Genomic DNA, 23770 nt, shown 5'->3' with positions numbered 1-23770 from the left:
TCAAATCCTTAGGATTGGTCCGGATACTTCCATAGACACTCCTCCCTTTTGTTTTCAAGGAGTACTACAGCAAGACACATGCCAACTGCACATACGCATGTTGGCCTTCTCTTGAAAATCATTGAAAATATTTGATTATTTACAAATACAAGAATAAATTAAATATAAAAATTTACTTAGACATATTTGTCAACTTTTCTCTTGGGACCAATGGAATGTTTCATTCAATACCTATGAAACACGTTCTGAACAGTCAGATAAAACATAGCCACACAGAAAGATAAGGAAAGGTCATACGACCCATCGGCATACAGAAGTAAATGACTTCTGACGCAGCATGCCAAAAACGTGTCCTATGCTGAATTATTTCTTTGCTTCAGACAGTTTCCGCCATAGCGTTGTCCTACTCATGTCGAATTCCTCAGCAAATTCTTCCTTGCTCAAGCCGCTTTCCTTGTATAGCATGGCAATCTCACATGCACTCATTTTCCGAGTGGATTTCTGTTCGACGGCCTGCTTCTGGAACATCGATGTATTGATATCCAAGTCACGGACAGCAGTTTCATCGACAATCGAGGAACGATTCAACACAGCCAACCGCTGTGCTCCATTCTTCAGCTCCCTAATGTTGCCGGGCCATGCATACTCCTCTAGCAATCGACAGGCAGAAGTTGTAAGCCGGGGGACTTCACGCTTGGCCGCAATGCAATACTGCCTGAGAAAATATGTAAACAGCAAGGGTATATCAGATTCCCTTGACCGTAAGGGAGGAAGACTTAGTATGAACAGCCCCAGCCGATAGAACAGATCAAGTCTGAACGTATTGTGTTTGATCCGCTCACTGATATCGACATTCGTCGCACTGATGACCCGGACATCAACCGGAATCACCGAATCCCCACCTACACGCATTATCTCATGTTCCTGCAGTACCCGCAGCAGCTTGGCCTGTAACTGTATCGGCATCTCTCCTATCTCATCAAGGAAAATCGTACCCGTATGTGCCAGTTCGAACAAACCGACCTTGCCTTCTTTCCGTGCACCGGTAAAGGCTCCTGGAGCATATCCGAACAGTTCACTTTCCAACAACTGTTCTGACAAAGCAGCACAGTTGAGAGCAACGAACGGGCCGTTACGTCTTGATGAAGCATTGTGGATACTCTGGGCGAACATTTCCTTACCTGTTCCAGTTTCGCCGACAAGCAGGATTGACCCTTCGACCGACGCATATCTCTTGGCCTTGAGAATCAGCAATTTCATCTGTGCATTGTCCGTGATGATGTTCCCAAAGGTATAATGAGCAATGAGTCCCTTCTTACTCAATTCACGGCGAATCTTGCTCTCTTCATTCCGTATCGCTTCGATCCTATGGAAAATCAACAGGACCTTATATCCTATAGGATCCTTACCGATGGGCTGGCAAGTGATGAACATCGGATCCTTGCCGATATCGTCAATGAACTCATTCTCTGTACCGAGCTCCATTGCCAGATTGACAGCCTGATTGCAATATACTTTCTCAAGAATAGTTCCCGTCAGTTTTTTCCCAAACAGATTGTCAGCAAGCAGGTTGCTTTCCATGACCATACCCTTGCTATCGATTGCCACGATCGCATCATCTCCCTTGTTGAGCAAAGAAACCAGCAGATTGGTCCTGACCTTTGCCTTCTCCAAGGAACGGGCAGAAGCTATGGCATCCCTTACCACACGTTTGACCGCATGTCGTCCTGTCTGGATGGAAATATAGTCATAGCCCTTCTCTTCACAGATGCGTGCCATGGTCAATCCTCCGACGAACAGAGAGCAACCCTTAAAACGCAACAGGTCGATTCCTGCCCTGACTTCTTCCTGATCATTGGCAATGTACATGATTACCTTTTTGCCTATCATCCGTGAAACATGGGCAGCATCGCATACTTCTCTGCTTTCTGCAAGGAGACCAATGCACTTGGCCGAATGTTCCCGGCTTTTGTACAATGCCTCCAGCAAGTCATTCGTACCCATCGGTATGGGTATTACATTGGCATCAGGATGGCAAGCCTCCACAGCTCGGGCAGTAATTCCACGAGCCACGATGATGTCGGCATCTATGGAAGAAAGCTTTGTATAGTCACTTCCATAGATATGTTTGAATTCACACACAATGTTCGATACATTGTATACGGAGGCTTCCTCACGGAATAGCACCTCAAGTTCCTCATATGGTACAATAAAGAATATCTTCGTCATCTGTTATATCCTACAAAGCATGTAATCCTGCCATCATCAGAAAGGAACATCCATATGGGACCTTCACCTGCAGTAGATATGCCAGTGCATACCACCTGGCAGCCATCACGTTCCATTCAATCGGAGATAGGCCTTCTTTCATATGCATGCCATTCTAACACGAACACTCTGGAAGTAAACCTTTTTCAATGCTGACCCAGAAGAAAATATCATCAAAGCCGTTTCTAGGAAAACAGAGACGCAAAGCGAAGAAGCACCACAGGGAAAAGAAGAATGCAGGAGATCAAACGTGATAGCTGGAACAGGGTAATACCGGGATCGTCACAACCCAAGTCTCCTGCAATCAAGGCTACATCACTGGCTCCGGCAGGAATGCAGGAAAAAAGCATAGTCCCTAAATCCATTCGGAATACACGGGAAGCCAGCAAAGCCAAGAGCGTATGGAAGACAAGGAATCCGGTCAACAGCATGACCACGGGAAGCAAGATCGACCTTAGGTTGAGAATCGTCTCATAAGTCATTTTCGTACCGACGAACACACCGGTAAGGACCTGTCCTGCCCGTTTCACCTGCATGGGCAAGTAGGCCTTGTGGACACTCAGGTTGTAAACTCCGACACAAAGAAGGGAGCACACGAGGACCGATGCAGGAATTGACTGGACATACTGTCCAAGGAAACCACCGATGGTCCCGATGGACAATGATGCCAACAACCGTGGCAGCTTCGTTCGAACACTCTCGTCAGATCCTACCTTTCCAGCAGGAGCAGGCAACTCATGGAGCTGTTCTTCAAGACCGTGGCGGTGCTTACGAAGCAACCACTTTATCACGAAAGGGAACAGCATGATGGAAAATACCGATCTGCACAGCTGAAGCAATGCGACAACCGACACATCAGCACCGAATTGCTCGGCAATGACAGCAGTCTCGGTCACACCCCCAGGTATCGTCCCCATCAGGCACGTCAGCAGATCATAGCCAGACATAAAGTGAATCAAGCTTCCCATTCCTAGGTTCACGACCAACATCCCACTCACCAGGAATACAATGGGAAAAAGCAATTTGCGACTCTGCGCAAGGTAATGTCTGTCAATGGTACTGCCGATATATGTCCCGCTTATGACCTGTACCCAGAACTTGACCACTGGAAAATGGCAATGAAGCCGAAGCAGGATGCTATAGCCACCGACAGCAAGGATGCCTCCGACAAGGAAAGGTGCCGGTATATGAAGCTTTCGGGCTACAAATCCTCCTATGATGGAAATTACAACACATGCTACCAGTTCCGACATATTTATGTATAAAACCTGCCGTATGTGCCACGAAGGAATTCAATCGAACGCCGGGCAGCGGTTTCAGGATCAGGCCAAGGCAATATTTCTACGGTCGTCCACCCATTGTATGCCATCTCTGAGAGAGCTTCGAATATCTGATTCCAGTCAAGGTGCCCATCCCCCGGTGCATGTCTGTTTGAATCAGCAAAATGTATGTAACGTATCATTTCTTGATTTTCCAGCAATGCTCCATGCAAATCCCTGTCCTCGATGTTCATATGAAATACATCGGGCATCATACAAAAGTTCGGTTGATTGACCATACGTACCAGTTCTGCGCCCTCATCAAGGGTGTTGACAAAATCAATCTCATATCGATTTACAGGCTCCAATATAAGCCCGACGCCCTTCGCCTGTGCATACACACTCAGCTCTCCAGCCATATCAAGGAACAGCTGAATACAATGGCCGCGATCTCTTTCACCAATGCTTCCTCTTGTACGGCCGATATTCACAAAGCCACCGAAGTCTGCAGCAAGGTCAATGAATCCCTTGAACGTCCTGGACAACTCCTCCCGCTTGCATGGATCTTCTTCCATAAAACTCAATCCCCGTGCTGCCCATACCTGACCGCTGGATATTGCGGACACTTCCATACCGTACTTATCCAGCAAAGCCTTCAGGTCTTTCCTCCCGATTTCATCCGGACGCTTCAACGCAAGTTCAACGCCGTCATATCCCAACCGGGCAGCTTTTTCAATCGAAGTCTCAAGACCACGGAACACGACAAAGGCATCCGGCATCGCTTCGCTGCCAGCAATTGCAACTGAAATCTTCATTGGTCACCTCCTTTTCAGTTTTCAAGAACAGCATCCGCCTGTCCAGCGGATACTGCGACAATCGTCACATCTCCTTGATGAGACTGAAATCACCTGCTACAGCAGCCCGGAGTATCGGTTCCATATAGGTATCGACATCCTCTGCACGCATCGGTACCGGCATATTCTGTAACTTCATCTTCAGCTGAGGATCTTTTGCAGCTTTCAGTGCCCGCTGGATATGCTGTTCGGTAAAGCCCCTGAGCTCGCCCAGTGTCGTAGGTGCATTGATGCTCTTCCCGTAGGCAATCATCGCCCGTGCGACAGCCTCAGCCAAGGCACGGCCTTCCAGATGCCCGATGTCTGTATCGGCATATCCATGGGTTGCAAAGATATTACCTACGACTCTAAGTTGAGGTTGGATGGCCTTGGAATAGAATATGGCATAGTATGGGTTCATGATGCCACAGGCCGTTCCATGCCCCACGATATCGACCAAGGAGAAGCTCGTCAGATGGGCACCGCTGGTTCCACCGACCATGATTGCATAACCACCAAGGTCAGTTGCCAGACCTATGGCCTCGCGTGCTTTCAGATCTGTCGGGTCATCGACCAACTTGTGCGCATTCTCTGCACATAGGTTGATAGCAGTTTCCGCTAGTTGCCTGCACAGCTCCAGTTTCTCATCCTTCGCCCCGCAATAGACCTCAAAGGTATGTGCAATGGCATCCAAAGCGCCGTCAATCGTCACACGTACGGGCATCGTAGCTGTCACTTCATAGTCAAAGATACTGGTAGCAGGTATGACAGCTTCGTCCACGATGAGTTTCTTCTGTCCAACCACAGGATCCGTAATATTGGAATACTTGGTAAGATGGGCTCCACTGGAAGCAGAAGTCTCCACGGCAATGACAGGAAGCAACCTGCTGTCTGTCTTTGCCAGTTCCTCGCTGACAATCCCGGTTCCGAAGTAATGGTCGACTTCCGGCGTTACCTTTCCACCGAGCGTCACGAGGACACCGGCACATTTGCAGGCATCAATGGTGGAACCACCGCCGACGGCAATGATTGAATCAGGCTTATAGTCAAGGATATAGGTGACGAGCCGGTAGACATCTTCCCTCGGTGCATTCGGCTTTGCATCCGGAGCCACACGCCCTCCGACCAGTTCGACACCAGCAGCATCCAGATACTGGAGAATCCTGTCAAGCACTGGTTTCATATAGGTATCATTGCATACCACCAAAGCTCTTTTCCCATACCCCGCTGCTATACTTCCTACTTGGTCAAGTACTCCCATACCGAAGACATAGCTCTCACCTTTCCAAGCCTTCAGCAAATCATAAGCTTTCTTTCTATAATCCATGATATCCTCTCCTATTTGCAAAGTGCGGTTGCACGTTTTGCGATATGTTCACTGCTGATTCCATAGGCCGCCAACAACGGCAGATATGGACCTGTTTCTGTAAATCTATCCTCGATTCCGATGCTGTCAAAACGGCAGCAGATATCTTTCTTCATGAAAGCCTCGCTTACCGCTCCTGAAAAACCTCCGATGAGGTTATGTTCCTCGACGGTCAGAATCCGACCAGTCTTCACAACACTTCCGGCAAGGCCATCGACATCCAAAGGTTTCACAAAGGGAACGGAAAGGACTTCAGCCTCGATACCATCCTTTGAAAGCTTTTCAGCAGCTTCCATGGCAAGGGAAGCCGTAATGCCGTTGGCAGCAATGGTCACATCACTGCCCTTTCGGCAACATATGGCCTTGCCCTTGGCGAAATCAGCCGAAAAAGGAAGGTCAGGCATCGCATTCCGGTTCAACCGCACATACACCGGTCCATGCTGGACCATGGCATATGCAAGAGCAGCTTCCGCTTGCCCGGCATCGGCAGGAACGATCACCTGCATGTTGGGAAAAGCCCTCATGATAGCTATATCGGCAATTGATTGATGACTTGCACCATCAAAGGAATCGGAAAGTCCTCCATAAGCCCCTGCTATGACTACCGGCAAGCTGTTGTAACAGATATCATTGCGAATCTGATCGCTGGCTTTCAATGCCAGGAAAATTGCGAAAGCATTGACCACAGGATGGAAACCCGCCGTTGCAAGGCCTGCTGCGGTACCGACCATATTGCCTTCTGCTACTCCGAGATTAAAGAAACGTTCGGGATATCTTTCACCGAAGAGCCGACTCTTGGTCGAAGAAGAAACATCAGCATCAAGTACGACAAGCTCCGGGTGCTCTTCTCCATAGGAGACAAGTGCCATACCCCATGCATCCCTCATTGCTTCACTCATAATGCCGCCTCCTTTGAAACGATATCCGCATTCAGTTCAACGATGCCTTTCTCGAAGGCATCATCCGTAATGACAGCCCCATGCCACTTATGGTCTCCTTCAGTAAAAGACACGCCTTTCCCTTTGACGGTATTGTAGATAACAGCCTTCGGCCATGAGCCTTCTTCATCCATCCATTCAAAGGACCGCAGGATATCAGACGTATTGTTGCCGTCAAGTCCATAGGGACAGACATTCCATCCAAAGGCCCTCAGTTTGTCATCCAAAGGTTCCAACGGCATTATTTCATCCTCAGTACCGTCCAACTGGACTTTATTGTAATCAATCATCAGTACCAAGTGCTCAGGCTTATACTTGGATGCCGCCATCAGTGCTTCCCAGCTCGAACCTTCATCCAGACAACCTTCTCCGGTCAGTACATACGTCCAATAGTTCCTATGGGCAATCCGTGCGGCCAAGGCCATACCCAATCCTACGGAAATACCATGTCCCAAAGCCCCCGTAGACATATCCACACCTTTCAGTTTCGTCATGCAGGGATGTCCCTGCAGGCAGGAGCCCAACGTCCTGAACTCAGGGAGCATGCCTGTAGAAAAGAATCCCCTGTATGCCATGACGGTATATAGATTCACGGAAGCATGTCCTTTGCTCAGTATGAAACGATCACGATCTTCCCATTCCGGACAATCGGCCTTTATGTTCAGCCTGTTGAAATAAAGCGAGGTAATCAGTTCTGCACAGGAAGAAGCTCCTCCCCAATGACCTGTTCCCCTCTGATGCAGGATTTCAAACATTTTTCCCCGAAACACTGCCGCAAGGACAGCCAGTTCCTCGGCATTCATCTTTCTGGAAGGATCTGCCAGCAATTCTGATATTCCTTTGTCCATCTCATCTCCTTGCTGTTACTATTGTATACAGTATACAGTATACAATACACCTATCATTGTTTCGTTCTTTTGTCAAGAAAAACAGTTGAAATTTTTCTCCTGGAATAAAATGTAAATTATTGAATTCTTTTCAAAATGAATTAAACTTGACGAAATAAGGCATTATGTTTATTGTATACACAAAACAATAAATCAAAGGAAACAAATGTCATTAATCAAACAGACAAGTCTCGCGGATCAAGTATATGAAGTACTCAAGGAAAAGATCCTGAGCAAGGAAATCAAAGGAGGAGAAAAAATACAGGAAGAAGAACTGGCCCGCCAGTTCGGGGTATCTCGTACCCCCATAAGGGAAGCCATCAGGCGACTGAGTGAATATGGTTTGGTAACCTTGAACCCACGGACACATGCCGAGGTGAACAAGATAAATGACAGGGAGGCACTTGATATAGCCAAGGTACGCATCGCATTGGAGTGCTTTGCAATCGATAACATCGATCAGAAGATATTGGAACTGAACTTCCCCACACTTTCACGGCATGCCGCAGACTGTTTTTTTGCTTTCTCCACAGGGAAACGTGCAGAGGCCTTTGAATATGATTCCCTTTTCCATTCGGCACTAATCAAGACAACAGGCAATAACGCCTTGATGGATCTCTACAACCGGTTGGACGCAAAGGTCCAGCAACTGAGAATCGAACAAGATGAACCAGACGAGGAGCTATCCATGTACATAGGACAACATGGTACACTCATGCAGCTGCTCAAGGATAACAAAAAACAAGAAGCCAAGGAATTGCTGAAAAAACATATTCTGCATGACATGGTACAGAAGCTGTCTGATACCGACAAGTGATTGCCTTTGCTCTTGATTGCATACGTATACAGCTGGCACAGGACCAACAGGAATCGCCTATCCTAACCGGACAGAAATCTGCCGGATCACCGAAGGGATATCGGTCCGATATCAAAGGAAAATACCAAAAATCACCTGTTGTACTCCAAACCAAATTGGTATCTAAAGTTTTGCAGATAAAATCAGCGGTCTGAAACAAAACTTCAAAAGGCCATAAGCTCGATTCAAAATATCATCTGTTTTATTGTTTTATCCTGATATAAGTCCTTTACCGATCATTCAATTGACAAACAAACCATGCAGGAGAACTTATCTCACGACGACCGGCTAGCTGTTCTTCTGCATGTGCAACCTGCTTGCAGACATCTCTGCAAAGACAGCTTTGGCGCTCATCTTCAGGACTATCTTTGATGACATCAAGGTGTCATCCCTTCTTTCTGAACCAGACCGTACCAGACTGCTGGAAATCTCCCTGAAACACCTTCCCGATGCCGTCGGAGAGAACCTGAAATCAACTGCAGGACTTCATCAGAAATCATCTCAAAAGGAGGATCACACACTGTATTTGCATACCTTTCCCTCCAACACTTCGATGGCGTTTTGAACCGCCAACAGGCTCATCTTTGAAGAAGCCTCACGTGTTGCAGCTCCCGCGTGAGGAGTCAATATACAGTTAGGGCAAGAGACAAAAGGACTTTCGCTTATATTTCTTTCACGGACAACATCAAGCCCTGCACCATAAATGATTTTCTTGCTCAAAGCCTTGGCCAAATCCATTTCATTTACGATCTCAGCCCGTGCAGTATTCACAAAGATTGTGGAACTCTTCATCTTTTGGAACTGCTCCAAGGAAAACATGTTTTCTGTTTCCGGTGTCAACGGAGCATGGACAGAAATGCAATCTGCATTACGAAGTAAAGAATCAAAATCAACATATTGTAATCCGAGAGTTTGTTCCAACATCTTATTTGGATAAATATCATAGGCAAGTACTTTCATATTGAAGCCTTTTCCTCTCTCTGCCATACTCTGTCCGATTCTCCCGGTTCCTACTACCCCCAAGGTCTTCCCATACAATTCAAGTCCCTGTGGTCGTAAAGCATGCAAATTTTTTATTGATGCATCCATCAAAGGAATATTCCTCGCAACTGCCAACAACAGACCAAAAGCCAAGTCGGCAACAGAATCTCCGTTTGTACCCGGGGTAATCGTTATCTGAATATGTCTACCCTTGGCGGCTTCATAGTCAATATTATCATACCCAACGCCATATCTGGAAATTACTTTGAGCCTGCAAGCCTTACTGATCAGATTTCTGTCAATTGGTTCCAGACCGGCAATAACGGCATCGGCTCTAGGAATCATCCTCTCAAGCTGTTTCCCGATCGGTCCATCTTTTTCATCAATTTTTATCCATTCACAGCCTGCATTCTCTAAACATCGGTAAGCAAGATCATCACTTAACCCAAAAGACCGTGCAGTAATTATCACAAAATATTTTGACATCCTGACTCCTTATTCTCTTCATTTGCAAGTTCACTATAGTATTCAAGGTATTTTCCATAATGCTTCATATACAACTCATGGCGAGAGGCAATTGGATAAATGATTTTCCCATCTTGGTGCACATATTCACTCTTGGCTTCTTGCATGTTGAGTACGTCCATTGAAAGAGCAACTCCTCCAGTCAACGACCCCTGCATACTCCGGTCAACTTCAATTGGGCGATTGAATATGTCCGCACACATTTGAGTCCACCCAGAAGAATGCAGGATACCACCGGAAAGTTTTATCAGCTGAGGTTCGGAATCGATGCGGACCAAAGAACTGTAGCATTGGTAGATGTTGAAAAGGATTCCCTCTTGGATTGCAATATATAAGTCATAGATGGATGTATTTGGTTTAAGATCCATTAATCTGCCAGATGCTGTATCTTGCCAGCCAGGGCAGCGTTCGCCGAATATGAAAGGAAGAAAAATGGGAATATCAGCCTTGCTGGTATATGGCAATTCAAATCTGTCATAATTCCAAGAAGCCAAGGGACTCAGCAATTGCCTGTACCAATCGATACAATTACATGCTCCAGATATTGCAGCCCCAGATAACCAGCCTTTTGGGGAATAATAGCACCACACACTGTGATTTGCTGGCAAGATCGGCTTATCAACCGACAATCTGATTGCAGCACTTGTACCGACTGAAAAAGTCATTATTCCTTTTTCGATGGCACCTGTACCGATCTGATTGAGTCCACCGTCGGAATTCGTTGGAATCACCGGAGTACCCGGCAATATGCCCAGATAATCAGCAACCTCCTTCTGCAATCCATATGTTGAAGTAGATTTTACAATCTCTGGCAAAGAACTTTCGTCTATTTCCGACTCTGCCAGCAACGCAGGATGGTATGACAATCTTCGTATGTCCAGAAAACCGCTTCCTGATGCCTCACATTCCGTTACGATATGTCGACCGGTAAAACGATAGTTGTTGAAAGTTCCCTGCCCCCCTATATAGCATGCATGGATGTCAGTTACATCGTCCTTCACCAATTTCAATTTAAAAAACGGGTAGATGGCATTTACCATACAGCCGGTTATGTTGTAGTAATCATCTACATATTTTCCGTCTTTCCGTAGTTTCATGCATAATTCAGACGCCATGGTACAGTTCCATGGCATCACAGGACCCAGAGGATGCATTTTTTTGTCAAACAGTCCGAAGGAATGCCATGTTCCGCCCAATGACACGATGTCGACCCGAGACTCGGCACAAAGAACGGTCTTTGCAACATCAAGCATCGTCATGAAAACAACTTTCGGGTCATGTAGGGTAATATCTTCGTACATTCGCGGAAAAGTTTTTGTCTGCATGGATGTTTTCCTTGTCTTCGTATCAAATAGCATAGCCTTTGCTGCTGATGTTGAGGATTCAATTGCTAGAATTTTCATGATATTTACCTTACTTGTGATCCATTCCGAAACTATGACCAGTCAACAGGTATAAGATTTTGATTGTCATCAAATCTGGCTTCCTGTGGTTTTGTCTCAATAGATATCCCTTTTATCTTCAATGCCGATGGAATTAGGTTTTCAGAAATCAGGAAACTGTACATACACAGGGTATTATGCAGCCAAACGACTCTTGGTCCCGTTTTTGCATCAGCAAGGTATGCCAGATTCAAAGCAAACTTCATGGCTAGGTAATCATTCGGCATTATCGCAGGAAGCTTGACTCCTGAAGGATCAAGACAGGTAATTGAATTGGGATATGTCACTTCCATGCTGAACTTATTGAAAAAACGTCTTGTAGTCACATCGGCATTTCCGATACCGTTGCCATTATGATGAGATTCATCGGTCAGATCGAAGACAGCAATACCGTCAAAGAAAGGTTCAGACCTACCTAGGAAAACAGAACGCCCTGTAATATTGGGGTCCATTCCCGGGCCACTTATATTCTTTCCAATTTCATCGACAAACAACGTATCACATTTCTTGAAAGGAATCTTAGGCATCAGCATCTTGGCCTGTTCCAGAAGCCTAGGTTCTTCGTCGTCGAACCTTTCCCCAGGTAATGCAACAATTCTATATGTCTCATGGAATGTATTTTCAATAATTCCGATTCCTATTATATTTGGATGTTTTTCTATTACGACACTTGCAATATCATGAACATTCCGAGCCATATTCTCAAAACCCTTCGAGTGACAGATGCTAGCTCCATATTGTTTTCCCATGCCTATGCTGATCATTTTCATAAGTCCACTTTCTACTTTGCCTCGGAAATCCGTATGAGGTTTTATTCGGGCTACGAGAATGATGACATCTGCTTCCGCTGCAAACTGATCAATCCTGGCTTCTAGTCCACTCTCAGTTTCTCCGAGTTTTGTCGTTTCCATTGTGGCTTTAATCGGTGCACCGACATCAGCATCTCCAAGTCCATAGGTAACCAATATTTCTCGTTGCCCTGCAGCTGTCGCTCCACCATGGCTACCCATTGCCGGTATAATAAAGGGTATCCCCCCTTTTCCCTTTACCTTTGCTACAACATTTTTTACAATCGTCTTCAGATTCGCAATTTCCCTGCTTCCACAAGCGATACATACAGAAGCTCCAGGATTGATGACATCCATAACCTTGCTGGCATCAATGACCTTTTGTGTTTCTTCAGCGGGTTCTCTGATGCAAGATTGCTGAATATTATAATGGACCTTTACAAATTTCGGAATTTTTACAGATTTTAACAGTTGATCATAAATTGACATATTTTTTCTCCTGCCACTACATACATTGGTAATGTTCCAAAATCTCATGGGTCGTCTGATAGGCTCTGTTGATGACGATTTCTGGTGTCATTTCCCAGTATTCCGGCCTGAATGTTTCAATAGAAACCATACCCTGATAGTTTTTCTTCTTGATTTCAGACAAGAAAAAGCCCAAATCAATTACTCCTGAATCACAAAAGCGTCTAGCTTCAAGGCTTGGCTTGACTGCATCTGCATTGTTGATATGGACAGCAAAGATTTTTTCCGGCGGCAACGTTGCGATATCACCATAGTCACTCGACATGTGGTACATATAGAGGTTATATGCATCCAGTACAAAACCGACATTAAGCCTGTTTACCAAGTTGATGATCATATTCGCCTGGGCAATTGACCGAACGCTGCTTTTAGGCGCTCCGACAGGTTCAAAGCAAATATTCACCGAATATCTGCAAGCTATATCTGACATCCATTTGAGTATGTCGGTACATTTCTTACAAACAGTTTTCCAATCAATCCTAAAAAGCGTAGAAAAATCTGTCTTTTCCAAGGGAGGCACGACAATTACATAGTTTGAGCCTATTTCCTTTGCTTCGGAACAAACATGTTGAAACTGTGCCAACAACTCATTGAGCTGCAACTGAGAGTCTTGGTATGACGTGATCAAACCAGAGTCAATATATACAGCATTCAACGCATGGGGCTTGATCGGATATTTTTCCAATAAAGACCGTAAATCATCAAATGTACCAGTAAGCAAATAGTCATGCAGCATATCCAAACGGATTTCAAGATAATCGAATCCAGCTTTCCAGCATAAGCGAATATCTGTCTCCAAGTCCGAACAGCCCATTCCTGTCGCTTCATTGAAACCAAGCTTCATCTTTCAAAATTCCAGAGGAAATTTCACTGGTCTATCTAATTTTGAACTCTGATAAATTGCCTGCATCAGTTCTGCAGACTTCCTTCCATCAATACCACTTACCAGCGGACTACGTTTTTCAATCACTGCATGGATAAAATCTTCAATTTGCAACCTGTGATAATGCTCTGTAGGATCATTTTTGAAAAACCTGTCATGGTCTTCTTTTTTCCATAAATCAAGGCAACCTTCTTCACCATCTACGGTCCAGATATCATTGTAAGGAGATTCAGTAATTGGAGTCATACCAGCAATGAACATAGCGCCACCATCTGTCTGGACACCTACCGTTGCACCATTATCACCACTTATCCGGACTTTCCCAAACAGTGCAGGATTCTGTGAGTTGCTTGCCGTCACTGTTGCAACCGCTCCATTCTTGAATTTTATGACAGCTATGGCAGTATCCTCTACTTCAATATACGGATGGTTGAAATTCCTCCATGTCCCGTATACTTCAGCAATATCGGAATCCATGAACCAAAGAAGCAAATCCAATTGATGGCAGGCCTGTGTCGGCAGAACTCCTCCAGCTTCTCCTTTCCACGTACCACGCCATGGGTCAGATGCATAATATCTTTTATCCCGCCATCCCAGCATTGTTACATTTCCCAGGACCGGTTTGCCGATCTTTCCATCCACAATTGCCTTTTTTATCCTTTGACATGGGGCATAAAACCTTCTTTGGAAAACAGTTCCGATAAGAACATTGTTTTTTTCGCCTGCTTCAATCATCGCATCACAATCAGCCTTGTTCACTGCAAAAGGTTTTTCGACTATTACGTTGCAACCACAACTTGCAGCTTCAACACATGCTTTGACATGTATAGGATGCGGAGTACAGACACTGACGGCTTCAATTCCTTCGTCTTCAATCATCTTGGTAATGCTTGTATAGCCTTTTACCCCATGGCCCTGGGCAAATCCATGTACTCTTCTTTCGTCCACATCGCATACAGCAGTGAATTCAGAAGCAGGAATGTCCTGGTATGCCTGGGCATGGGAAGCCGCGACCTTACCACAGCCAATAATGGCAGTTCTGATTTTTTTCATAGTATTTTCTCCAAAGTAAAATTGACAATCAAACGAAATTCAGGATAAATGTCGTAATCTGCGGTACCAATAGAAGAATGAATTCCATAATGATGAAATATCCGCAGACTATAAAAATATCAGGGAAGGTATCTGACACTTCCAGTTTCAGCGTTCTACAAGAAGTAAACAAACAGGTAGCCATGGGTGGCGTACAGGAACCAATGCAAGTAGCGATTGCAATGAGGATACCAAAATGATAAGGATTCATACCATAATTCTGCACGATCGGAAGCAACATCGGAGAAAGGACTGCAATGGTACTCAGACCTTCCATGAACGTACCCAAAAAAATCAACAGTACAATTATCAGGCTATACACCACCAAAGGTTCAGAACTTATCTTCATAATGAACTGTGCCATTGCTGAAGTTACATTCTTTGAAGTCATAATCCAACCGAAAGGTGAAGCAGCAGAAATGATAATCATGATGGATGCTGCAGATATAGCACTCTCCTCTGCAGCTTTGAAGAATTGTTTAAGTCCCAGTTCCTTGTATACACATATTGAAAGGATTGCTGCATAGACAGTTGCCACGACTGCTGATTCAGTAGCAGTAGCAATTCCAAACAATACGCTCCCAAGAATAATCAATGGCGTAAACAAAGGTAAAACGGCGTCTCCGATGATCTTAAGTTTTTCTTTGCCCGTATAATTGTAATCACCCTCAGAGCCAACCCCGTATCCTCTTCGTTTCGAGATTATCACATTGAGGAAAATGAAACCGACCACACACAGCATGCTCGGAACAAATCCACAGAGCAACATGTTTCCAATTGACAGATTTGTGGCAACTGCATACAGTACCAGCGTAATACTAGGAGGTATGATACCTCCAAGTGTGCCTGATGCAGCAATAATGGAAGCCGTATATCCTTTATCATAGCCTTTACTGATCATCTCCGGCCCGACAACTGAACCAATTGCTGCTGTCGTAGCAACTCCGGAACCTGAAACACATCCGAACAATCCACATGCACCGATTCCTGCTGCGCCCAAACCACCAGGAACACGATGAAGAAGCAAATTGGCAAATTTCATCAATCGGGGCGTACTTCCATAAATCATCAGATTTCCTGAAAAAATAAACAACGGCATTGCAAGATAAGTAAAGGAACCGATACCATCAACCATTTTTTGGGCAACAATTACCAACGGAGTCGTTCCATCAGCCATCAAAAAGCTCATGCAACAGATCATGACGGAAAATCCGACAGGGACTCCAATGATCAACATGACCAACAAAGTTATAAAAAGTACACTAATCATTTATTTCTACCTGACCTTTACACTTGGCTTTTGGGAAATGTTTGAGACAGACACCTATTCGAATCAGAAAATACAAAACCATTATGATTGCACTTACTGAGAATCCTGCATACATGACCGCAATTGGTATCTTGATTCCTGCTGCCAAATTATGCAGATTCAATTTTACAATCAAAAATGATTGTCGGCACAGTATTGCAATGAAGCCGATACAAATCAGATCTGATACGATGCCAATGATTTTCTGGACACTTTCAGGAAAAAGTCGAATGAAGAAATCAATACGGATATTTGATTCTTTTAGGACATTTACTGAAGTTCCCAGGAAGACCATCCAAATCATCATGTAAATGGAAGCTTCTTCTGCCCATGCAAAAGAATGATGTAAGACAAATCTGCTGAATACCTGGGCAAAGATTACAATTGTCAATGCAATCAGCAGGATACCGCAGACAATTTCCAATAGCCTTTTGGAATACTCGATGAACTTCCTCATTTTTCTTTTTCCTGATCTTCTTTTGATTATTTGGTATATTCCTGACCTAATTTTATAAGTTCATCACCGCAGGCATTGATGTACTTGTCATATATGGGTTGCATTGCTTTTGCAAAAGCAGCCTTATCTACTTCATTGACCTGCATTCCTGCAGCCTTGAATTTTTCGATGATAGTCCTGTCTTCTTCATCCATCAGGTTTCTGCATTCCTTGCAACCGGCCTGAGCAGCTGTATTGAAAGCTTTCTTGTCTTCGTCAGAAAGAGAATTCCATAATTTTGGATTGATAATCAGCGTAGAGGTATTATAGATATGCCCTGACAGAGAAAGATATTTTTGGACCTCATAGAATTTGTTGGCCTCAATCATCGGAAGTGGATTCTCCTGCCCGTCAACAGTCCCTTGCTGAAGTGCAGCAAAAACTTCAGTCAAAGCCATAGGTACGGCCGTAGCTCCTAAAGCTTTGAACATAGCCATACGATATTCCCCTTGATATGATCTGAATTTGATGCCCTTCATATCTTCAGGCTTCACTATCGGTCTTATATTGTTTGTAAAATGTCTGAACCCTGATTCCCAGAAATTAATGGTTTTTACACCTGTTGCATCGAGTATCGCCTTTATTCGATTACCGAATCTACCATCATAGGCGTTTCTGGCTTGCTCCTTTGTCGTAAAAAAGAAAGGCATTTCATCAACCGCAGTCCTCTCATCCATTCCTTGCCAGAAACCTAATCCTGTAAGAAGAGAAGCATCAGTTGTTCCAAGGATTACTTGTTGGAGCACTTCATTTTCACCGCCAAGAACTCCATTCGGAAGGATTTCAATGGTAATGTCACAATTTGGATCTGAATCGAGCACCTCTTTCATTTTCACAAGTCCCTTATGCCCAGGCCATGTCGTTCCATTTGCATGGGCAATCTTTATTACCCTTCTCTGTGAAGAGGAAATGTTTTTCGTAGATTCGGTTTTACCTTGTGCAACTACGACAGACATTCCTAACAGCGCAATCAAAAAACAAGTAAAAAGCTTTTTCATACTCACTCCTTTACTGGTATGATGGCCATACCATGTGTCCATAATAAGCTTTTTTATCATCTTGTCAACTTTTTTTTGACATATTTTTATTCTCTCCCTTGTCCTCTGCAGTCAAAACATCTACTATACATATGGCGGTATGGTTATCATACCTAGAATATCGTGATACTAATTACTTACGCTGGTTTTCCGATTGTGCACTGACTAAGGGGAGCATGGACATATGAAGTTTAATACTGTCAAGAAAACAACACTTGTAGATGAAATTATATCTGTCATCATTCGTATGGTAGATGAAAGGATTCTGTCCCCAGGTGATAAACTTACAAGTGAACGTGAGCTTGCCCTGCAACTTGGCATCAGCAGGACTTCTCTCCGTGAAGCCTTGAAATCCTTGGCTTTTGTAAAAATTGTTGAAATACATCCGGGATATGGAACATACTTGACCAGTGATACAAAACTTCTCAATGAATTCATTGCAAAGTATAACTTGTATGTGGTAATCAACAGCATCGACTACCAGAAGGCATACGAGTGCCGTAAGATCTGTGAAGCCGATGTAGCTTACCTGGCAGCGCTCAGGGCGACTTCGGATGATCTTGATTTACTTGAGAATTCCTTGCGAATCCAAAAAGAACTGCTAGACAAAGAAGACACAAAACAATATCAACTTGAAGATTTACGTTTCCATAAGCTCATAGCAAGAAGTACCCATAATGAGATATTGTATAACCAGACTGCTATCTGTCTGAAACATCTGGTAAAACATTTCCTTCCAATTGCCAATGCATGGGAAACCTATAAGGATCACCAGGCCATCTATGATGCAATCAAGAATAAAGAGCCTGAAAAAGCAAAAGGAAATGCCACCATACATTTGCAAAATATCGGCCATAATTTGGACATTATCACCCAGTTGAACAAATAGAAAACGGCAGATCCTTCATATCCGGAGCCTTTTGTGCATACTCAGGAAAAACAGCAACTGTTTTACTGATTCAGTACCTTAGAGATGGCTAATTATACCATAATTTCTTTTATATAAAAAGATTAAATTCATAACAAAAACAAGGTACCAAATCTTTCCGATAGCTGTATGCCTCTCCTTTCCATTTTACGTCTTTGCTATGATTGTCTTCTGATGGAAGTTTCCGGCATGGAAATGATAGGTAGTGACATTTTCATTTTATTTATAAAAGAAAATTTTTTTTATTGAATAAATTTTTCTTTTATTGCATACTGACAAAGGAGCTCAAAAATGATCAGTGCCATCTATGCAATAAAAAGTAATTTACCTAATTTCACTAAAAAAGAAAGGCAAGTCGCCGATTATATTCTTATGCATCCTCAAGACTCGGTTAATCCAAGCATTGAAGAGTTAGCAAGAAATATCGGCATCAGTCAAACAACCCTGGTACGTTTTGTGAAAAAACTCGGATTTCCTGGTTACCAGGCTTTCCGTATTGCATTGGCAAAAGAATCCACAACAGATTCCCAGCAACTTTTTGAAATAGAAATAACAGGCAAGCAAAGTGTTTCCAACCTTGTGTTCAACCATACTATAAAAATACTTGAGGAAACCTACAAGTTGATAGATCCTCAGGCTATCAAAAAAGTTGCACAGCGAATTGCACAAAGCAAATCAGTATTCCTGTTTGGATTGGGAGGTTCCAATATTGCTGCCAGAGACGCATTTCATAAATTCATACGAAGTGGAATTCCCTGCCAATTTGCGGAGGACTTCCATATGCAATTAATGCTTGCATCACAGGCCGGAACTGATGATGTAGGACTGGTGTTCAGCCATACAGGTTCAAATTATGATATACTTTCACTTTCGGAAGAATTAAAATCACACGGTTGTTACATCATAGCCTTTACAAGTTATCCATCCTCTCCCCTTGCAAAAATGGCTGATATTTCTTTCACGGACAGTCTGTTCCATAGCAATATCGTAGCTGAAGCTTTTACTTCAAATATCGCTTACTCCACTATAGTAAACATATTATATGTTGAAATAATGCAGATATTGGGTAAAAGAGGTATGAATAATCTAAACAAAATGAGAGAAGCCATAGCCAAGAGAAAAAGCTGACAGAATATTCTGCAGACAATAATTATATAAAAAAGGTAGGAAAAAATGAAAGCTTCAATAGGTCTGTTCGGTCTTGCCGTAATGGGCGAAAACCTAGCATTGAATTTAGAACACAACGGTTTTACCGTAGCCATATGTAACCGGACCATGACAAAAGTCGATATTTTTATGGCCGGTAAAGGGAAAGGAAAGAATTTTATTGCAACACATAGCTTGCCGGAGTTTGTCAATTCCCTCGAAAAGCCTAGGAAAATATTCCTTATGGTAAAAGCAGGAAAACCAATTGACCAGATGATTGATCTTCTGTTACCGCTTCTTGCACCTGGTGATATCATCATCGACGGAGGAAACTCAAATTATCTGGATACCGACCGAAGAGTCCATGAAGTTGAAAAAAAAGGAATGTACTATGTAGGTACAGGCGTTTCTGGAGGAGAGGAAGGAGCTTTGCACGGACCAGCTCTTATGCCAGGAGGAAGTTTTCAGGCTTGGCCTGCAGTAAAACCCTTTTTGCAAGCCATAGCCGCAAAGGTAGAAGGCGTCCCCTGTTGCACTTGGATCGGTGAAGGCGGCTCAGGACATTTTGTAAAAATGGTCCATAATGGTATTGAATATGGTGATATGGAACTTATCTGTGAAACATATGATATCATGCGCAAGATACTTCACCTGGACAACAATCAGATCCAGCTTGTTTTCAGAGAATGGGACAAGGGTGTACTATCATCATATCTCATCAAGATTACGGCAGACATCCTAGAATTCAAAGATGAAGATGGTCTTCCGCTGGTTGAAAAAATCCTTGATGTTGCAGGCCAAAAGGGAACAGGGAAATGGACCGTCATTGAAGCACTTCAGCAAGGTGTTCCATTGGATTTGATTGCTTCTGCTGTATTTATGCGTTACCTAAGTGATTTGCGCGAAGAAAGAGAACAGGCAAACAAAATTTTTCCTTATGATGAAATGCCTTGTAAAGAAAATACAGAAGATTCCATCAAAGATCTTAAGGATGCCCTGTATGTTGCGAGAATCATTTCATATGCCCAGGGATTTGATTTAATCCAAAAAGCAAAGGAAAAATATAACTGGAGCCTGCAACCAGAGTCTATTGCGCTTATTTGGCGTGGAGGATGTATTATTCGTTCAGTGTTCTTAGGAAAAATAGCGCAGGCTTTTGAAAAGAATGACAAATTGACGAATTTGATCTTCGATCCTTTTTTCCAGCAGGCAATAGAACAAAAACAAAAAGGGTTACGACATATAGTTGCACAGGCAGCTATGTCAGGAATCCCTCTCCCTGCCTTCAGTGCAGCGCTTTCTTGGTTTGATAGTTACCGGTGCGTAACATTGCCAATCAATCTATTGCAGGCCCAACGGGATTATTTTGGTGCCCATACATATGAACGGACAGACAGGCAACGCGGACAATTTTTCCATACAAATTGGACAGGACACGGAGGAACGACTACATCAAGTACTTATAATGCCTAAGATGAATATGATTTGATGTACTGATCAAGTACAAGTAATCACTATGTTCTGTTTCTTACAAACTCTAGGTACAGTAACCAGAGCCATGGTCCTATTGCTCTGGACATAAAAATACACATGATTTCTCGGCCATTTGGTTCTCTGCCCAGAAATCATGTCTTCCTTCTTTTATTTCACAAATGTCTAGACATCTGTCAAACGGCTTGCATAAGATCTTTTCAGAACCGAAGTTTTGCAGATGGAATCGAAGGCTTGGAACAAAAACCTGCAATTCTATCTGCAAGACTTCAGTTCCATAGGTCCTTTTGTTAATTCCCAGTGTAATTTTCCTTCAAGGTTTTCATATGTCTTAGACCCCCTACCGGACTTATCAGCAAGAAAAGGGTCTTGTCCCGCAAAAGAGCCGATTGAATATAAATATCCTAACTCCAGTAGCAGAATCGTACTACATGTCGTAGGCAATCAAAATGATGCACATCCTAAATTGATTCGGATTCTATGATCTGCCGGGTTTTTCCCAACACTTCATTTACAGTTGTACCCAAACGTTCTTCGACCATATAGTATAAGGTTTCTATGATGCACAGAATTGGAATTTGGAAAAGATACCTACTGGGAAACGAATCTTCTTCCTGTACAAATGGACAAATAGGTATGGTTACCATTTTGGGAAAGGGTGTTTTTTCATAATTACAGATTCCGACAGAATTGATTTTTCTCGTTATCAATATTTCAGCAATTTTCAAGATAGTCTTGTTTACACCGGACTGTGAAATAATAAATGCAACATCATCCTTGTCCATCAAGGCTGCTGTCAAGAGTTGGTGATGCAAATTGTTATCTATTGAACAATTCAAACCTAACTTCAGTAATAAATCGTGGGCATCGCTCGCAATTATTGCTGAGGTACCGATTCCAAAAAATACTATTCGCCTAGCAGAAACCAAAAGAGAAGCCGCAGCATCCAGGCAACGTATATCAGTTTCCTTGAATGCATTTCCTAAAGACTTGCAATTGGTCTCTACAACATTCTGAAAAACATTGCTGGTAACCGGCATCATATTCCATTTTTGCTGCGAAGTAGAAAGATATTCAGAATGCAAGCTTATCCTGAAATCCCGATAACCAGAAAATCCCATTTTTTTCATATAACGTACAATTGTTGAAGGAGCAACTTTTACCACCCTACTCAATTCATACACTGACATTTCTATGACACTTTTTGAATTTTCCAATATATATTTCTGAATCAAACGTTCTGAATAGCTGCAAGTCGGACCACTGTCCTCAACCTTCTTCAAACAACTGATAATCATTTTTCTCCCTCCGATTTCTTTTTAATAAAAGAAATAACTATTTTGTCTATAAAGTATTTTTTTCAAAAGCAAACTAAACTGTCAAGGTATTTACAAAGAACTCCAAGCTATCCATTTACAGTAGACAGAATCATTCTTCCATATAGAAAGAACAGATATCCCCGTAAAAACACCTTAGCATCTGTAATGAAGCAAATTAAGAAAAGTTCGAATTTATTCAAAAAACTGAGTTCAAAGTTTCCATTGCGAATAGCAATATACAGCCTTATCATAAATTGCAAAAGGAGAAACCTATATGAAAAAAATTTTTATTTGTGGAGTCCTGCTATTGTTATGTACTGGCTTTGCAATGGCCAATGGTACTCAGGAAGAAGAATATCCTAATAGGGATATTACCATGGTCATTCCTGTCAAAGCTGGCGGTGACACTGATACCTATGGACGTATACTTGCCCAATATATGGGACAAGAACTTGATACCAACATAGCGGTCGAAAATATTGATGGAGCAACTGGAACAATCGGAGGCAGACAAGTTTACAATGCAAGACCTGACGGATATACCCTCTTATTTTTTCATGATGCTGCAGTAATTGCACAAATTTGTGGATTGACTGACATCAAATTGTCTGATTACAAAATCGTCAGTGTCTGCATCCAAGATCCGAATTCAACATTTGTAGTAAACGCAAAGAAATATAAAAATGCAAAGGACTTTTTCACACGGGCATCTTCAGGTGAACAGGTCATCGTGAGTGCAGCAGCTGGTTCGCTTGCACAGCTATGTCCTGTCATTCTTCAGGAAAAGCTACATGCAAATTTCAAATATGTCGATTCAACAAGTGCTTCTGATAGAATTGCAGATATGCTGGCCGGAAGGATTGATCTATTCTTTTCACAATATGGAATAATGCAACAGTATGTACAAAATGGTGATTTTGTTTCCTTAGGAATTATGGCAGACAAACGGAACCCAGCTTTTTCTGACGTGCCGACATTGAAAGAACAGGGATATGATATTGTCATCCCAAAGATCTTCTATATTGCACTTCCTCCGAAGACACCGGACACTGTAGTCAATAAATTAAGTGAAGCATTGAAAAAGACATGTGACAACAAGGATATGCTGAATGCAATAAGCAAGTTCAAAGTCATTGTCAACTATACGACTCCATCAGAAGCTTTGGATATAATCCAGCAAAAAGAACAACTTTATCAACGCTATGCAGACAAGTTGATTTAAGCGTTTTATTTTCTACTTCCATAATCAAAAACTATGGAAGTAGGAAAGTAATTGGAAAAATCATACAACTGTGCAATGAACGGGTCCTATGCCACTTACAAGCATAAGAATCCATATAATGCAGAGAAAACATAATCATATCAACCAGTATCTTGGGCCAAGAAATTTCAAACTGA

Annotated in this window: 20 protein-coding genes; 5 read left to right on the top strand and 15 right to left on the bottom strand. The window is 43.0% G+C overall.

What is annotated here, in order from left to right; all coding sequences use genetic code 11:
- Nucleotides 1-363 precede the first annotated feature (363 nt).
- From LKE40_12525 to LKE40_12500, 6 genes are all read right to left on the bottom strand, one after another.
- Nucleotides 364-2229 carry a sigma 54-interacting transcriptional regulator gene (locus LKE40_12525; protein MCH3918255.1) on the bottom strand — a complete coding sequence of 622 codons (1866 nt, stop codon included), beginning with the start codon at nt 2227-2229 and terminating at the stop codon, nt 364-366.
- 224 nt (nt 2230-2453) lie between these two features.
- Nucleotides 2454-3521: an AbrB family transcriptional regulator gene (locus LKE40_12520; GenBank protein ID MCH3918254.1), complete on the bottom strand. Its 1068-nt coding sequence runs from the start codon at nt 3519-3521 to the stop codon at nt 2454-2456.
- A 2-nt stretch (nt 3522-3523) separates the two neighbouring features.
- Complete coding sequence (locus LKE40_12515) at nt 3524-4342, bottom strand: sugar phosphate isomerase/epimerase (protein MCH3918253.1); 819 nt, start codon at nt 4340-4342, stop codon at nt 3524-3526.
- A gap of 64 nt (nt 4343-4406) precedes the next feature.
- Nucleotides 4407-5687 carry an iron-containing alcohol dehydrogenase gene (locus tag LKE40_12510; protein ID MCH3918252.1) on the bottom strand — a complete coding sequence of 427 codons (1281 nt, stop codon included), beginning with the start codon at nt 5685-5687 and terminating at the stop codon, nt 4407-4409.
- An 11-nt stretch (nt 5688-5698) separates the two neighbouring features.
- Nucleotides 5699-6625 carry a 1-deoxy-D-xylulose-5-phosphate synthase gene (locus LKE40_12505; GenBank protein ID MCH3918251.1) on the bottom strand — a complete coding sequence of 309 codons (927 nt, stop codon included), beginning with the start codon at nt 6623-6625 and terminating at the stop codon, nt 5699-5701.
- Entirely contained in the window at nt 6622-7512 is an 891-nt protein-coding gene (locus LKE40_12500; GenBank protein MCH3918250.1) for a transketolase, read from the bottom strand. The genes LKE40_12505 and LKE40_12500 overlap by 4 nt, the downstream gene beginning before the upstream one ends.
- A 205-nt stretch (nt 7513-7717) precedes the next feature.
- Here LKE40_12500 and LKE40_12495 point away from each other — a divergent pair, with 205 nt between their 5' ends.
- On the top strand, nt 7718-8368 hold the full coding sequence (locus LKE40_12495; GenBank protein ID MCH3918249.1) for a GntR family transcriptional regulator: 651 nt from the start codon (nt 7718-7720) through the stop codon (nt 8366-8368).
- Nucleotides 8369-8920: 552 nt separating this feature from the next.
- Here the strand turns inward: LKE40_12495 and LKE40_12490 are convergent.
- The 8 genes from LKE40_12490 to dctP are packed head-to-tail and all read right to left on the bottom strand — an operon-like array spanning nt 8921 to nt 17449.
- On the bottom strand, nt 8921-9874 hold the full coding sequence (locus LKE40_12490) for a phosphoglycerate dehydrogenase (GenBank protein MCH3918248.1): 954 nt from the start codon (nt 9872-9874) through the stop codon (nt 8921-8923).
- Complete coding sequence (locus LKE40_12485) at nt 9856-11316, bottom strand: hypothetical protein (GenBank protein MCH3918247.1); 1461 nt, start codon at nt 11314-11316, stop codon at nt 9856-9858. The genes LKE40_12490 and LKE40_12485 overlap by 19 nt, the downstream gene beginning before the upstream one ends.
- Before the next feature lie 32 nt (nt 11317-11348).
- Entirely contained in the window at nt 11349-12632 is a 1284-nt protein-coding gene (locus LKE40_12480) for a nickel-dependent lactate racemase (protein ID MCH3918246.1), read from the bottom strand.
- Between the two features lie 16 nt (nt 12633-12648).
- The gene (locus LKE40_12475) at nt 12649-13515 is read right to left on the bottom strand and encodes a sugar phosphate isomerase/epimerase (protein MCH3918245.1); all 867 of its coding nucleotides are present in this window, start codon (nt 13513-13515) and stop codon (nt 12649-12651) included.
- 3 nt (nt 13516-13518) lie between these two features.
- Nucleotides 13519-14607, bottom strand: coding sequence for a Gfo/Idh/MocA family oxidoreductase (locus tag LKE40_12470; GenBank protein ID MCH3918244.1), 1089 nt, complete (start codon nt 14605-14607; stop codon nt 13519-13521).
- A 28-nt stretch (nt 14608-14635) separates the two neighbouring features.
- On the bottom strand, nt 14636-15916 hold the full coding sequence (locus LKE40_12465) for a TRAP transporter large permease (protein MCH3918243.1): 1281 nt from the start codon (nt 15914-15916) through the stop codon (nt 14636-14638).
- The gene (locus tag LKE40_12460) at nt 15909-16412 is read right to left on the bottom strand and encodes a TRAP transporter small permease (protein ID MCH3918242.1); all 504 of its coding nucleotides are present in this window, start codon (nt 16410-16412) and stop codon (nt 15909-15911) included. Before LKE40_12460 ends, LKE40_12465 begins: the two co-directional genes overlap by 8 nt.
- Nucleotides 16413-16438: 26 nt before the next feature.
- A complete protein-coding gene (gene dctP / locus LKE40_12455; protein ID MCH3918241.1) occupies nt 16439-17449 on the bottom strand; it encodes a TRAP transporter substrate-binding protein DctP in 1011 nt (336 codons plus the stop codon).
- Nucleotides 17450-17672: 223 nt separating this feature from the next.
- Between dctP and LKE40_12450 the strand changes: the two genes are divergently transcribed.
- From LKE40_12450 to gnd, 3 genes are all read left to right on the top strand, one after another.
- The gene (locus LKE40_12450; protein ID MCH3918240.1) at nt 17673-18377 is read left to right on the top strand and encodes a FadR family transcriptional regulator; all 705 of its coding nucleotides are present in this window, start codon (nt 17673-17675) and stop codon (nt 18375-18377) included.
- A gap of 330 nt (nt 18378-18707) precedes the next feature.
- Entirely contained in the window at nt 18708-19544 is an 837-nt protein-coding gene (locus tag LKE40_12445; GenBank protein MCH3918239.1) for a MurR/RpiR family transcriptional regulator, read from the top strand.
- 45 nt (nt 19545-19589) lie between these two features.
- On the top strand, nt 19590-21035 hold the full coding sequence (gene gnd, locus LKE40_12440) for a decarboxylating NADP(+)-dependent phosphogluconate dehydrogenase (GenBank protein MCH3918238.1): 1446 nt from the start codon (nt 19590-19592) through the stop codon (nt 21033-21035).
- Between the two features lie 479 nt (nt 21036-21514).
- Here the strand turns inward: gnd and LKE40_12435 are convergent, their stop codons facing one another.
- Complete coding sequence (locus LKE40_12435) at nt 21515-22351, bottom strand: MurR/RpiR family transcriptional regulator (protein ID MCH3918237.1); 837 nt, start codon at nt 22349-22351, stop codon at nt 21515-21517.
- A gap of 295 nt (nt 22352-22646) precedes the next feature.
- Here LKE40_12435 and LKE40_12430 point away from each other — a divergent pair, with 295 nt between their 5' ends.
- On the top strand, nt 22647-23594 hold the full coding sequence (locus tag LKE40_12430) for a tripartite tricarboxylate transporter substrate binding protein (protein MCH3918236.1): 948 nt from the start codon (nt 22647-22649) through the stop codon (nt 23592-23594).
- Nucleotides 23595-23770: the final 176 nt, after the last annotated feature.

This window comes from Spirochaetia bacterium, assembly GCA_022482625.1.
GTDB lineage: Bacteria > Spirochaetota > Spirochaetia > Sphaerochaetales > Sphaerochaetaceae > Pleomorphochaeta.
Note: the sequence above shows the minus strand (reverse complement) of the source record. Positions and strands in the feature narration are given on the sequence as shown.